This window comes from Flavobacterium sufflavum, assembly GCF_004016525.1.
Classification (GTDB): Bacteria; Bacteroidota; Bacteroidia; order Flavobacteriales; family Flavobacteriaceae; genus Flavobacterium; species Flavobacterium sufflavum.
On sequence record NZ_SACJ01000016.1, the window covers coordinates 27,855 to 42,413 of the forward strand.

General features: G+C 30.4%; 9 protein-coding genes. 6 read left to right on the top strand and 3 right to left on the bottom strand.

The window, feature by feature from the left end:
- Positions 1-61 precede the first annotated feature (61 nt).
- The 6 genes from yidC (at position 62) to EOD40_RS17065 (ending at position 7,358) form a co-directional block, all read left to right on the top strand.
- A complete protein-coding gene (gene yidC, locus EOD40_RS17040; protein WP_128197606.1) occupies positions 62-1,954 on the top strand; it encodes a membrane protein insertase YidC in 1,893 nt (630 codons plus the stop codon).
- 97 nt (positions 1,955-2,051) lie between these two features.
- Complete coding sequence (locus EOD40_RS17045) at positions 2,052-2,765, top strand: toxin-antitoxin system YwqK family antitoxin (RefSeq protein ID WP_128197608.1); 714 nt, start codon at positions 2,052-2,054, stop codon at positions 2,763-2,765.
- Between the two features lie 328 nt (positions 2,766-3,093).
- A complete protein-coding gene (gene mnmA, locus EOD40_RS17050; protein ID WP_128197610.1) occupies positions 3,094-4,281 on the top strand; it encodes a tRNA 2-thiouridine(34) synthase MnmA in 1,188 nt (395 codons plus the stop codon).
- An 86-nt stretch (positions 4,282-4,367) separates the two neighbouring features.
- The gene (locus EOD40_RS17055; protein WP_128197611.1) at positions 4,368-5,984 is read left to right on the top strand and encodes a S8 family serine peptidase; all 1,617 of its coding nucleotides are present in this window, start codon (positions 4,368-4,370) and stop codon (positions 5,982-5,984) included.
- 5 nt (positions 5,985-5,989) lie between these two features.
- Positions 5,990-6,934, top strand: a complete 945-nt coding sequence (locus tag EOD40_RS17060) for an NAD(P)H-dependent flavin oxidoreductase (RefSeq protein ID WP_128197613.1) — start codon at positions 5,990-5,992, stop codon at positions 6,932-6,934.
- A gap of 10 nt (positions 6,935-6,944) precedes the next feature.
- Positions 6,945-7,358, top strand: coding sequence for a hypothetical protein (locus EOD40_RS17065; RefSeq protein WP_128197615.1), 414 nt, complete (start codon positions 6,945-6,947; stop codon positions 7,356-7,358).
- A 65-nt stretch (positions 7,359-7,423) separates the two neighbouring features.
- Here the strand turns inward: EOD40_RS17065 and EOD40_RS17070 are convergent, their stop codons facing one another.
- The 3 genes from EOD40_RS17070 to EOD40_RS17080 are packed head-to-tail and all read right to left on the bottom strand — an operon-like array spanning position 7,424 to position 14,557.
- A complete protein-coding gene (locus tag EOD40_RS17070; RefSeq protein ID WP_128197617.1) occupies positions 7,424-9,394 on the bottom strand; it encodes a DUF3857 domain-containing protein in 1,971 nt (656 codons plus the stop codon).
- Entirely contained in the window at positions 9,391-11,328 is a 1,938-nt protein-coding gene (locus EOD40_RS17075) for a DUF3857 domain-containing protein (RefSeq protein ID WP_164905504.1), read from the bottom strand. The genes EOD40_RS17070 and EOD40_RS17075 overlap by 4 nt, the downstream gene beginning before the upstream one ends.
- Positions 11,303-14,557 carry a toxin-antitoxin system YwqK family antitoxin gene (locus tag EOD40_RS17080; RefSeq protein WP_128197620.1) on the bottom strand — a complete coding sequence of 1,085 codons (3,255 nt, stop codon included), beginning with the start codon at positions 14,555-14,557 and terminating at the stop codon, positions 11,303-11,305. The genes EOD40_RS17075 and EOD40_RS17080 overlap by 26 nt, the downstream gene beginning before the upstream one ends.
- Positions 14,558-14,559: the final 2 nt, after the last annotated feature.

Consider the following 14,559-nt stretch of genomic DNA (forward strand, 5'->3'; position numbering starts at 1 on the left):
TTTCTAGTAATAGAATCAAATAATTTGGCTGAATAAGCTAATAAAAATAAGTCGTGTAATAATGGAAGAAAAAAAGTTTGACCCTAATTCGTTAATAGGTTTTGTATTGATTTTTGGTATTTTACTTTGGATAATGTATCAAAACAAGCCTTCTGAAGCAGAACTTGCTGCAGAAAAAGCCAAAAAAGAATTGGTCGTTAAAGATGCTAAAGTTCAAGAAAATGCTGCTAAACTTAATGCAGCCCCAGTTGCAACTAATGACACTTTGAAATTAGCGCAGTTGCAAAAATCTTTAGGAAGTTTTGCTTATTCGGCTACTTTAGCTTCTGCTAAAGACGAATATACTACAATTGAAAACAAATTAGTAAGACTTAAAATTGCTAATAAAGGTGGATATATTGTAGAGGCAACTTTAAAGAATTATGAGCGATTTAAAAAAGGTTCAGGTAAATTAGTGCAATTGGTAAAAGACAATAATGCACAGTTTAATCTTCAATTATTAACAAAAGACAATCATACTTTAAATACTAAGGATCTTTATTTTGAACCAACTTTGACAAAAAATGGTGAAGACCAAATTTTGACAATGCGTTTAAAAGCAGCTGATAATGCTTATTTGGAATACAAATATGTATTAAAAGCGGCTGATTATATGTTGGATTTTGATATTCAAACGCAAGGATTGAATAGTGTTTTGAAAACAGAAAAACCATTACAATTAGAATGGAATCTTAAGACTTATGCTAATGAAAAAAGTATTACTTATGAGAACCGTTATTCTGAATTGTATTTCGAATATGAAGAAGGTAAAAAAGACTATTTAGGTCAGGGGAATGACAAGACTGAAACTGCTGAAGATGTTTCTTATGTAGCCTACAAACAGCATTTCTTTTCTTCTATTTTATTGTCGTCAACTCCGTTTAAAACAGCTGAATTACACTCTAATAATTTAGTAAAAGATGCCAATGTTGATACAACTTATACTAAACAATTCAAGGCAGTTATGCCATTGGCTTTCAAAAATGGAGAGATTGACCAAAAGATGAATTGGTATTACGGTCCTACAGACTATAAATTGTTGAAATCTTACGATAAACATTTAGAGGATGTTGTAGCCTTAGGTTGGGGAATTTTTGGATGGATTAACCGTCATGCTTTTATCCCTATGTATGGATTGTTGAGTATGTTTATCTCTCAAGGTTGGGCAATTGTATTGTTTACTATTTTGGTAAAATTAATCATGTCGCCTATAACCTATAAGTCTTTCCTTTCTCAGGCAAAAATGAAAGTGTTGAGACCTGAAATTACTGAAATTGCTGAAAAATTCAAGGATGAGCCTATGAAAAAACAGCAGGAAACAATGAAGTTATACAACAAGGCCGGGGTAAACCCAATGGCTGGATGTGTGCCTGGTTTATTGCAGATGCCTGTTTTCTACGCCTTGTTCCAGTTCTTTCCATCGGCTTTAGAGTTAAGACAAAAAGGCTTTTTATGGGCAGATGATTTATCGTCATTCGATTCAGTTTACAAATTGCCTTTCCATATTCCTGCTTATGGAGATCATATTAGTTTGTTCCCAATTTTAGCTTCAATCGCCATTTTCTTTTATATGAAAATGACCACTGGAGACCAACAAATGGCAACACCACAACAAGAAGGAATGCCTGATATGGCGAAGATGATGAAAATAATGGTGTACATTTCGCCATTAATGATGTTGTTGTTCTTTAACAGCTATGCTTCAGGATTGAGTTTGTATTATTTTATTTCTAATACAATTACAATTGGAATTATGTTAGTTATCAAAAATTACATTATTGATAGCGATAAGATTCACGCTGAAATTCAGGAAAACAAAAAGAAAGAGCCAAAGAAACAAAGTAAGTTTCAACAAAAGCTTCAGGAAGCTATGGCGCAACAGGAAGCTATGAAAGCTCAAAACAAAAAAAAATAATAAGTATCAAAAAAATCTCGTTCATTCGGGATTTTTTTGGTTTTAGAGATAATTTATAATTTGGTTCAGACGTTTTAAGGTATAAAGAAATAGTTTTATGAAAACATTGTATAGAGTAAGTTTGCTTGTATTTATGATTTTAAGTTTTTGTGGTCTTCAGGCTCAAAATGCTTTTAATAATTTAGATGTCAATGGAAAAAAAGATGGTTTGTGGAAAGGTTTTTATCCGGAATCCAAAAGACTTCGATACGAAGGAACTTTTTCTCATGGTAAAGAAATAGGTGAGTTTAAGTTTTTTGATGATACCAAGGCTGGAACTGTTATAGCAACGCGGACTTTTAATCCTAATGATAATATGGCTTACACAGTTTTTTATGACCAAAGTAAGAATAAAGTCAGTGAAGGAAAGGTAGTCAATAAATTGTTTGAAGGCGAATGGAAATATTACCATCAGGCTTCTAAAACGATTATGACAATCGAAAATTATAAAAACGGAAAACTGGAAGGTTTGCGATCAGTGTATTTTCCAAGTGGTAAAATTGCCGAGGAAACAAATTATAAATTGGGTTTAAAGAATGGTAGTTCTAAAAAATATTCTGAAAAAGGAATTGTCTTAGAAGAATCTAATTTTAAAAACGATCAATACGATGGTATAACCGTTTTTAAAGATGTAGATGGAAATGTAGTTTCCAAAGGTAAATTTATAAACGGAAAGAAAACAGGAATTTGGCAATTTTTCGAAAACGGAAAATTAACACAGGAAGTCAATGAGAGTAATCCTAAAAAAGTAAATGCCGCCAAAACAAAGTAATTTTTTACGTCATTTAAATGTCCTTAGCTTTCGCAGTCGAGTGTCAAATGTTTGAAGAATACGTAAAAAGAAAATCTGTTTGAGCGAAGCGAGTTATTTTCTTTTAGTATTCGAAAACTAATTTGACCGACGAGGAAGCGTAAGACTTGATTTTTTTGTTTCTTTTTTGATCAAGCAAAAAAGAAAATTGTTAAAACATATTCGTTTTACAATAAAAACTCAAACAGTTTTTTGATGATAATCTAACGGCTTTAGAATTAACAATAGTTAGGGATAAGAATCGGTTGAAAACTTTGTACCTTTGCAGCCTCATAAAACAAATTTTATTATGAAGCGTGTTGTAGTAGGGCTTTCCGGTGGTGTCGATTCTAGTGTTGCGGCTTATTTGTTGCAACAACAAGGCTATGAGGTTATTGGCCTTTTTATGAAAAATTGGCATGATGATTCGGTTACGATTTCAAATGATTGCCCGTGGTTAGAAGATAGTAATGATGCCTTGTTAGTAGCTGAGAAATTAGGAATTCCATTTCAAACCGTTGATTTAAGCGAACAATACAAAGAAAAAATTGTTGATTATATGTTCAGCGAATACGAAAAAGGGAGAACTCCAAATCCTGATGTACTTTGTAATCGCGAGATAAAGTTTGATGTTTTTATGAAAATCGCCTTAAGTCTTGGTGCCGATTATGTTGCAACGGGACATTACTGCCGAAAAAACGAAATTGAAGTTGACGGAAAGCCGGTTTATCAATTGCTTTCAGGAGTAGATAACAATAAAGATCAGTCTTATTTTCTGTGTCAATTATCGCAAGAGCAATTGTCAAAATCACTTTTCCCAATTGGAGAACTGACTAAACCACAAGTGCGCGAAATTGCAGCCGAAATGGAATTGGTAACTGCCGAAAAGAAAGATTCGCAAGGATTATGTTTTATTGGGAAAGTACGTTTGCCAGAATTTCTACAACAAAAATTACAACCTAAAGATGGCGTTATTGTCCAAATTGATAAAAGTAATCCGGTTTATGATACTATAATTCCGGAAGGATTGTCAGAAGAGGAAACTTTGGCTTTAGCTGCAAAACCAATTCAATATTCGCCTGAAATGGGTAAGACGGTAGGAAAGCATCAGGGAGCACATTATTTCACCATAGGACAGCGAAAAGGATTGAATGTGGGCGGTACTGCCGAAGGTTTATTTGTCATAGCAACTGATGTAGTTTCGAATACTATTTATACAGGAATGGGAAGCCATCATCCGGGTTTGTTTAGAAAAGCATTATTTATAGAAAAATCAGAAGTGCATTGGATTCGTGAAGATTTGGCTTTAGCCAATGGAGAAACGATGAAAGTAAAAGCAAGAATTCGATACAGACAGCCTTTGCAGGAAGCTACTTTGCATCAGTTTGAATCGGGCATGTATGTTTCTTTTGAAGAACCACAATCAGCTATTACCGAAGGACAATTTGTAGCCTGGCATCTGGGTGAGGAATTAGTCGGCTCGGGAGTGATTTCTTAGTTGGACTTTCGAAAAAAAACAATAAATTTAAGTGATTAATTCTTTTAGAAGATTAATCACTTTTTTTTTCTGCTTATATTGGTACTATGAAAAAGTTTGTTTTGTTGTTTTTAATATTTGTCCCTCTTTTGGTTTTTTCGCAAGAAGAAGCCTGGGTGTATTTTAATGCCAAGGCAAATGAGCAATATTTTCTGGATAATCCTTCGATGATGTTGTCTCAACGTGCTTTAGACAGACGGAGCACTCAAAACATCGCTTTGGATTTTAAAGATGTTCCCATTAATCAAAGCTTTATCAATACTGTTAGTGCTGTTTCAGGAATTAAAGTGATGGCTAAATCCAAATGGCTGAATGCAATTCATGTGAGAGGAACTCAAAGCCTAATTAATTCTTTAAAAAACTTTGGTTTTGTTGCCAAAGTTGATTTTGCTGATAAAACTTTGAATACTACCAATAAGATCGTTACAACTAAATCTGTAGAAATACAAAAAAGCGATTTAAAAAAAGAGAAAACGGTTTATGCTTATGGTGGATCGGCTGTACAAGTAGAAATGTTAAACGGACAGCTTTTGCATCAGCAAAATTATACAGGTTCGGGAAAAATAATTGCTGTTTTAGATTCGGGTTTTCCGGGTGTTGATAAAGCACTTCCTTTTAAGCGCTTAAGAGATAATAATCAAATTTTAGGCGGATATAATTTTGTAAAGAGGAATGATGATATTTTTTCTCAGGATTCGCACGGAACTTTTGTACTTTCAACTATGGGAGCTTATGTCGATAATGTGTTGATAGGTACTGCTCCTGGTGCTTCTTATTATTTATTTATTACTGAGGATGTTACTTCAGAAAATCCTGTTGAAGAATCCTTGTGGGTTGAAGCGGCTGAAAAAGCAGATAGTTTGGGAGTGGATATAATCAGTAGTTCATTAGGATATACTGATTTTGATAATCCGGCATACAATCATAATTATAGCGATAGAAATGGGACGAGCACTTTTATTTCTAAAGGAGCTGAGATTGCTTTTAGTCGTGGGATGTTGGTGGTAGTTTCTTCCGGCAATGACGGAGGAACTAAAAGTCCTTATATAGGAGCTCCAGCCGATGCTCCTTCGGTGATTGCGGTGGGCGCGGTTAAGGCAGATAAAACGATAGCCGGTTTTAGTTCGATAGGGCCTTCTTTTGATGGTCGCATAAAACCTGATGTGATGGCTCAGGGAGAAAAAACAGTTGTTTCAGACGAAAACGGAAATAGCATTTTTTTAAGTGGAACTTCTTTTTCGGCTCCCATAATTTCAGGTATGTTAGCCTGTTTATGGCAAGCTTATCCTGATAAAACCAATCAGGAAATAAAAGAGTTGATGCTTGAGTCGGCAACAAAGTATGCTGCACCAGATAATCAATATGGTTATGGAATTCCTGATTTTGGTTTGGCGTTAAACAAAGGAGTCTCATTAAAAAGCGAAAAGATTGAATATTATGTTGCTTATCCTAATCCTGCTTCCGATGTTATCGCTGTAGATTTTCCTCCCAGTTTTAATTCGGGGAAAGTTTTGTTTTATAATGTTTTAGGGCAAAAAGTTTTGGAGAAAAAAGTAGAGAGTATACATACTGATTTTTCTTTGGAGTCGTTAAATAGAGGGATTTATTTTTATCACATCGAATCAGATTCGGTTTCGAAGAACGGAAAAATAATTAAAAAGTAGTTTTGATGAATAGAATAACCACACTTTTCAATATTAAATATCCCATAATTCAGGCAGGAATGGTTTGGGTAAGTGGTTATAAGTTGGCCAGCGCGGTAAGTAATGCCGGAGGTTTGGGCTTATTAGGAGCCGGTTCGATGTATCCGGAAGTTTTAAGAGAACATATTCAAAAATGTAAAAAAGCAACTTCAAAACCTTTTGGAGTGAATATCCCGATGTTGTATCCCAATATCGAAGAAATTATGAAAATTATTGTTGACGAAGGAGTCAAAATTGTTTTTACATCAGCCGGAAATCCGATGGCATGGACGCCTTATTTAAAAGAAAATGGCATTACGGTAGTGCATGTGGTGAGTAGTACAAAATTTGGATTAAAAGCTCAGGAAGCAGGTGTAGATGCTATTGTAGCCGAGGGTTTTGAAGCAGGAGGGCATAACGGTAGGGATGAGACAACCACTTTTACTTTAATCCCTATGGTGAAAGAACAAATAAAAATTCCTATTATTGCAGCTGGTGGTATAGCTAATGGAAAAGGAATGCTGGCAGCAATGGTTTTAGGAGCTGATGGGGTTCAAATAGGCAGTCGGTTTGCGGCTTCAAAAGAATCTTCGGCACATGATAATTTTAAGCAAGTGGTTCTAAACACAAAAGAAGGTGGTACGCATTTGACCTTGAAAGAGCTAACTCCGGTGCGCTTGATTAAGAATAAGTTTTTTGAAGATATTCAGGAATTATATACTAAGTGTCCTACGAAAGAGGATTTGTCCCAGTTGTTAGGAAGGGCGCGAGCCAAAAGAGGCATTTTTGAGGGGGATTTAATAGAAGGAGAATTGGAAATAGGTCAGATTGCAGGATTAATTCACGAAATAAAATCTGCCGAAACCATAGTTTTAGATACGATACAGGAATATCAGTTAGCCAAAAAAGAAGTCGCTAATTTTTTATTTTAAAATAATTGAAATGACAAAAATCAAATGCTTTTACATAAGCTTACTATTTTTAGGACTTGGAGTACAGCAATCCTATAGTCAAACCTATAGATTCAAGACTTCCGGTTTTAGTGTTTTAGAAAAAAACGAAAAAGGGAAATGGGGAAAATGGTCTGATTTGAGTCTGGTTAACATACTGGTTACCTTGGATACCAATAAAAACAGGATTTTAGTTTATTCTCAAAATATTCAGCTATATGAAATTTTAAGCTATCAGCCGGAGTCAGAAAGTGAAAGCGATTTGGTTTATTCTTTTACTTGTAAAGACAATGATGGAATTGATTGTACCGTTTCTATAATTACCCGAAAAAAGCAAGAAAATCGAAAGCAATTATACATTACCTATAACGATCATGTGATTGTATATAATATTTTTACGATGTAAAAGACAATTAAAAAAGGCAGTTGTTAACTGCCTTTTTTAATGTAATAAAAAAATAAAATTCTAATTTAGTTAGAAAGTATTACTACAATTTTATTAAAATCTGCTGCTGCATTTATTACAGCTTTATAATCTTCAAAACTTGCTAATGGATAGTTTATGATATTATAGTATTCAGAGTTTTCAATGACAATCTCATTATTTTCTTTATTGTATTTGCTTATAAATGCAGCTTCCGGCTTATTATTAATTATTGTTTTGAAATCCATATTGAATTTTTCCAAATTTTGGATTGTAGTGTTTTTAGGTAAAATTATCTTTATTTTACGTGTGTAAAAATGAGGGTAATCTATTTCTACTGGTAATACTCTTTTATTTTCTTGATAAAATTCCATTTGACGACCTATTATTTGGCCAACTGAAAATAGATATTTATCACCCGCCATTTGAATAAGATCTTTTCCTTCGAAAGTTAAATCTAAAACAAATGGTTTTTTTCCAATATTTTCAATTCCATCATTACTAGCATTAAGAGTTTTATATTCTGTTTTAACAGTGTAATTTTCTGCAATGTTTTTAAGTATTGTTTGATATTGCTCAGCTGGATAAAAATCTTTGATAGGTTGCATATTCAATCCTGAATAACCTCCAAATGAAAGCTTACTGGATATAAAAGGATTACTAATATCTTTTGTGAAATCTACTATTATGTCCATGTAATCATGGGAAATGTCATTTCCTGGAATTTCAATAAAATTAACTTCACTAATTGCCATTGAGACTCCTGCAAATTCTTTTTCTTTTATAAATAATCCATAGTTATTACCTAAATATTTAGGAAAAAGAGGGATCCTAAATTCTATTTCTTTAGGACTTAAATATTTCTTAATGCTTGGGAAGTAAATTAAGAAATCATTTAAATTTTCATAGCTTTCAAAATCTACATCAAAAGGTATTTTGTAGCGACTTGATGTAAATACAATATGATTTTCTATTTTGAAATTTTTTAAAACGGCTTTATATAATTTTAAAATATCGACTTCATTAGCTTGTTTTGATTTAATAACATCTGTTAAACTTTCTTTCGAATCAATAAATTTTTCAAGAGTGATTGTTTTTTTGATTCTATTTTCAATATTCCAAATTTGTTCTTGCTCGTCACTTGATTTTGTAATTGTAGCACAGAAATCATCGATTGATTTTTGCTGTTTTTTGTCTAAAATTACATTAATACGGTTATGGACATTTGTAGCAAATTCTTTGTAATTGTATAGGTTCTTTGCTCCATTATTATTGTTTCCTTCTAATTTGTATCTAAAAAGTTTAATTTTAACATCCCAATTTGAATATTTTTCATCATCATTTAAAGCAGCTATATTTTGTTCATTGAGAGTAAGTTTAGTTTTGCCTTCTATTAGTGAATCGTTTAAGACAGGATTACTTAAGCCGTTATAACTTTTGGTTTTGAATATTAAGTTTTTTGGATAAATTAATTCAAAACTTAGATTAGAAATAGGGAATTCAGATTGCATCTTTACGGTGTTTCCTTTTAAATCAGGATTTTCTTCAATTATATATAATTTTTCAATTATAGCACCCTTTTCTAAACCATTTACAGCAAAGTAATTGTATTTGACACCTCTTTCTTTATCTACTTCCTCTTTGATGTCTTCAGGGTTTAATGTGATAATATTACCGTTTTTTAATATTACCCTTACTTTATTAGTTAGTATGTTTTCATTATTACCAAATGAGATATAAATTTTATTATTTCTTTCAATGGCTTCATCTGAATTTATAAATATTTTTTCGTGATTAAGATGGTATTGTTTGGCAGTATTTCCAGTTACAATAATTTCAATTTTTATTGTACGATCAAGAATTACTTCTTTGCTGTCTTTGTATAAAGCAGGTATTTCAGTCATGATTGGTTTTTCCTGCCAATCATAATTTTTAAAGGAGAAGTCTTGGGCAAAATTTATTGCAACATTTGCTAATAAAAGTAATGTTAAGATTGGTTTTAAGTTTATTCTATTCATATTTTCTTTGATATTATGAGTACTTGGTTATAATTTGTTTTTAATTTTTTGATGCTTTCATTCCAAATTTCAAAATCTGCATTTTCAAGGGTTAGTTTTTTTTGAGTTAAATTAATATTTAAGCTTAAAACATCATTTTTTAATTCGTAAATAAAATCAGCTTTTATATAATCATTGTCTAGACTAAAATTCTTAGGGATTTGTTTGATGGAAAAGTTTTTAGGAATGTCTAAAATATACTTATTGTTATATTGGGTTAGATATTCAAAATCAAATTTAGATACTCGGTCTTTTTCGATCATAAGATTTTCAAAGAGTTTGTCCAGGAATAGATTGATATAAATATCTGAATCCAATTTTATTATATAATTATCTAAATCAAAGGTGTAATTTATAATATAAGGCTTGTCTTTGTCATCTCTGTTTTCTTCTGAGTATTCAATTAAGTTAAACTTATTATTGCCTTTTAGAATCATTTTTTTGATAGATTCAAATCTGGTTTTATTATAAGTATCTCCAATTTTCATTAATGTATGACTTCTGTTATAACCTTGTAGTTCTATTTTTCCGGAGCCAATTAATTTGCTATCATTTAAAGTTAGTTTTACAATATCTGTGATTTTATTTTTTTCAGCAGGAACAACAGGAACTTTGATGATTTGATATTTTTCATTTTCATAAAGTAATGCTTCTTTACCTTGAATAAATGCTGTAGGTATACCATAATTAGTTTCGTTATCTGTGGCATCTAGAAAAATATAATCATTATCTTTTTTAAAAACTGCAATCATATGATTGTCAACTGCAGGAGTTGCTAAGTCATTGTATGAATAGGGAATACTGCGTGTGCCAATCCAAGCCATAGTTACATTTTTGATATTAGCATATTTAGCCATGCAACTAATAATACTTCCCATGTCTTTACAGTCTCCGAATTTTCTTTTAAATACTAAACTAGCTTCACGTGGAATAAAACCTTCATAGCCATTTTCAAAAGCTATGTATTTTATATTGTCCTTTACCCAATAAAAAATTGTTTTTATTTTTTCTTCATCAGTTTTTTTATCTTTTATAATTTCTAGGGTTAAATTTTTAAGTAAAGTATCTTCGTCTTTATTTAAGTCTTTAATAAAACTTTTATAATAGGTGTATAGATTATCTATGTTTCCTAATATGTTATTAGTTTGATTATCTACTACATATTTTTTGATATAAAAATTAATATGAGGAACTAGATATAAATATCCTGGAGCATTATTTTCATATTTTAGAGGTTTTATATCTGTTAAAGTCCATTTGTAAATCCATTTTCCTTTTTTTTCTGTTTTTGTAAATGCAATACTATTATTTGGATCATTAAAGATTTTATATCCAATTTCAATGTTCTTTTCGGTAGTTATTTCAAGTGTTGAATTTTGAATTGGTAAATCATCACCAAAAATAAACTTATGTAATAAATAAGGGTCAATAAATTCAGTTTGATAATTGTACACTTTTTTGGAACCTGTTTCCAGATTGTTAAAGGTGAGTTCACGTACCATTACATCATCAAAGAAAACGTTTCCGTTTTTTGAAGATTTTTCATTGGATTGGGATACTTTTATTTTTTTTTCTTTTCCATTATCATTAAAAAGTGCATAAGCATCATAGCTGTTTAGTTTTACTAAATTGGAATAAGAAAATGATTCCCTATTGTTTTGAATACCATTTTCAGAAAGAATCATTGATTCAAAATGGTTGTCTTGTATTATTTTTAATTTTTTATTTTCTATAGATATGTTATATGATTGTTGGTTGTTGATTATAAGTTCATTATAGTCAGGATATGTTTTTTTGTATTCCGTGAGCGTATTTTGAGCAAGAGTACTTAAGCTAAAAAAACACGATAAGAATAAATAATTAAATAGCTTATATTGAAATTTCGAGTAATTCATTAGAATCATATTTTTTAGTTGATTTAAGTTTTCCGTTAGTATAAATTAAAGTTTTACCATTTAGTTCGTTATTCTTATATTCTGCGGATATTTTTAGTTGCCCATTTTCATCAAAAAAATCCTGAATCCCATCATAATTATCGTTTAAGAAACGCTCTTTTCTATAAATATTTCCATTAGAATAATATTCAATTCGTTCGCCGTTCATTAGACCGTTGGTATAATTACATTGGTATTCGGTTTTCCCTTCAGCATTGTTAATTATGAATTTCCCATCAGTCTCGCCATTAATCAGATTAATTTGCATGGCTATTTTTCCATTAGAATAATAAGCTACAATGTTAGTATTTTCTTTGTTAATGATAGTTTTAGATAATGGGTCATTGTTTTTATTTCTAGCAATGTAATATACCGGACTATCGTTTTGGTAAGCTACTGTAAGAATCAATTCTCCTTTTTGATTGAAATAGGAATAGTCTCCTTCTTTGGAATCATTTGTTTTATTGTACTCAGAAAGTTTCGATTTATTATGATAGTAATACGTTATTTTTCCATTTTCAACACCATGAGTAGAGGTATATTCAGATCTGAGATTTCCATATAAATCATAATTTTTGGATGTGCCATTAGTGTATCCTAAGAAATAATTGCTTTCATATTTTATAGTTCCTAAAGGGCCATAATATTTATAATTACCATGTAAAAGACCGTTGATATAGTTTGCATCTACAATAGTATTGCCTAACTTGTCTTTTTCAGTATAAGTGCCATTGAAAATACCATTTGCAAGTTGAAAACTACGTGTTATTGTACTGTGAAATAATTTAGTGGTAAATATTCCTGTTTTGTTTTTATAGTCAAATTCATTTTCAAGTTCTCCGTTTTCATTATGTATTTTAGTATTTGTAGCAATTCCTTCAATATAGACTGAATGTTTATAAATATTTCCGTTTTGCCAATATGATTTATAATCATAATTTAAATTCCCATCAATATAGTAACCTTCTTCTTGTAAAGTGCCTTCAGGATGATTAGTTTGGTAAGGACCTTGTTTTATGTCATCTGTATAGTTGTAAGTAGAAGTTAATTTGCCATTTTCATAAACTTCATATTTCCCGTTGATTTTATCATTTGTAAAGTTTTTTATACTACTTAAGCTTCCGTTTTTGTTTATAGTTTTACTAATGCCGTTTAGAACATTATTGGTGTAATTTTCCTCTAACTTTTTAGTGCCTGAAGGATAGTAGTATAGCCAAAGGTTATTCTTTTTTCCATCACTATAATTACCGGAAACAATTGTGGTTCCATTATAATCGTTGATGTTGAATTTGTTATTCAACAAATTAGTTTCAATTGGTTTTGGGGTGTTTAATGAATATTGTATACCTGAATTGATTTCTCCAGATTTAAATTTTTCTGTATAATATAAATTTCCCTCAATATCGTAGTAATTATAATTTTCCAGTTGTTCTTTGTCATTGTAAAAGGCCTGACTGGATTTTTTTCCATTAGAATAATAGTTCGTTAGATTCTTTAATTTTCCATCGATATAATTAAATTCTTTTTCCAATAACGAATTTGTATAATAAGTTTTATAGAAATCTTTTATTTTACCTTTATTATAGATTGCTTCAGATTTGATAGTTTTGTCGTTATAATATTCAAAATATTCTCCATCAAGTATATCATTCTCATAATTCTCGATTGATACTAAATTGCCTAATTCATTATAAGTTTTGAAACTTCCATTTAGTTTTCCATTTAAATAACTAATTTCAGATTTTTGTTTGCCGTTTTCAAACAAACATTCATATTTTCCATTTCTTTCTCCATTTGTAAAGTTAACTTCACATTTTTTTCCTCCAGTAGGATAAAATGAAGTGCTGATGCCTTCTAAGATTCCATTTTGGTAATTTTCTATAACATTTACACTTCCATTTTGATAATAAGTAGTTCTGGCGCCATTTAATTTTCCGTTTTTAAATGTTTTTTCTTCAGTTATTTGACCTTCATCATTATAGTATTTTTGGAGTCCATCTAATTCATTGTTCACAAAGTTTAATTCACCAATAAGAAGACCATTTTTATTCAGGTATTTGTATTTTCCTTCGTATTTTCCGTCTATTACCTTTCCTACAAGGTAAGGCTCGTTATCTTTTAAAAAAGTAATGACATCTTCCTGTTTTCCAAATAAATCTTTTTTACGTTTTGCGAAAAAATACCAAAAATCTTTATTGTAAAAATTCTCTTCAAAGTATGTTATTTTTTTCTTTTGCTTATTTAGTTCTTTTTCTAGTTTGTCTTTATAGGATAAAAGCATGTAGTATGAAAATCCTTCAAAATAGTTTTTCTCAATCATTTCTTTAATCCATGGGATGTAAGTGGTTTCAAAAAAACCATCCCTCATTTTATGTTCAAGAGTGTATTCGGATACTGCTTGTACTTGTCTGATGATTACATCATCAATTTCAGATTTTATTTTATAAGCTTTATTTAGAGGTAATTGGTTTCTTAAAATAGTTTCTATTTCTTCGAAATTATCTCCAGTTTTAGAAAAAACGAAATTATTTTTAGTTAGATAGTTTTCACCATATTTAGCATTTAATTGAAGAACTGCTTTTTCTGCAAATTTTCCATTTGGAGTAAGTATAAGATAACTCATTAAAGCAAGAGTTCCTTCGGTTATTTTTCCATTTTCAAAAGCAATTAGACCTAATAAATAATGTGCAGAAGAATAATTTGGATTGATAGTTATGACTTGTTTAAGTAAATCAATGGATTTTTGATTTTCCTGTTTTCTAATGTATAGAATCGCAAAATTGTATAGAAAAGAAGCAGAATTTGAAAGGTATTGTTTTCCTTCGTTAAAGATTTTTTCTGATAATTCATATTCTTTATTGTCACTTAAAAACACCCCATATAATGTATAGAGTTCTGGACTTTTTTGCATTTGTTTGGTCAAATACAAATTTTCTAAAAATAACTTAAGTTCTTCTTTTTTATTTAAAGCATTTAAACATAATGCTTTTTCATATTGTGCAGAGAGATATTTAGGATCGTTAGGACTGATCTTATTGTATTCAATGATAGCTTGGTCAAATTTTTCTAAATCATATAAATTGATTCCTTTCTTTATAATAGAATCATTATTGTAAACATCGGAAAAATCGTTTTGAGAATATGACTTAGAAATAATACTAATTAATACAATTAAGAAAAAATGTTTCATTT

Excerpts from the sequence above, each read along its gene's own strand:
- yidC (WP_128197606.1), top strand. The coding sequence starts at position 62 with ATGGAAGAAAAAAAGTTTGACCCTAATTCGTTAATAGGTTTTGTATTG.
- EOD40_RS17045 (WP_128197608.1), top strand. The coding sequence starts at position 2,052 with ATGAAAACATTGTATAGAGTAAGTTTGCTTGTATTTATGATTTTAAGT.
- mnmA (WP_128197610.1), top strand. The coding sequence starts at position 3,094 with ATGAAGCGTGTTGTAGTAGGGCTTTCCGGTGGTGTCGATTCTAGTGTT.
- EOD40_RS17055 (WP_128197611.1), top strand. The coding sequence starts at position 4,368 with ATGAAAAAGTTTGTTTTGTTGTTTTTAATATTTGTCCCTCTTTTGGTT.
- EOD40_RS17060 (WP_128197613.1), top strand. The coding sequence starts at position 5,990 with ATGAATAGAATAACCACACTTTTCAATATTAAATATCCCATAATTCAG.
- EOD40_RS17065 (WP_128197615.1), top strand. The coding sequence starts at position 6,945 with ATGACAAAAATCAAATGCTTTTACATAAGCTTACTATTTTTAGGACTT.
- EOD40_RS17070 (WP_128197617.1), bottom strand. The coding sequence starts at position 9,394 with ATGAATAGAATAAACTTAAAACCAATCTTAACATTACTTTTATTAGCA.
- EOD40_RS17075 (WP_164905504.1), bottom strand. The coding sequence starts at position 11,328 with ATGAATTACTCGAAATTTCAATATAAGCTATTTAATTATTTATTCTTA.
- EOD40_RS17080 (WP_128197620.1), bottom strand. The coding sequence starts at position 14,557 with ATGAAACATTTTTTCTTAATTGTATTAATTAGTATTATTTCTAAGTCA.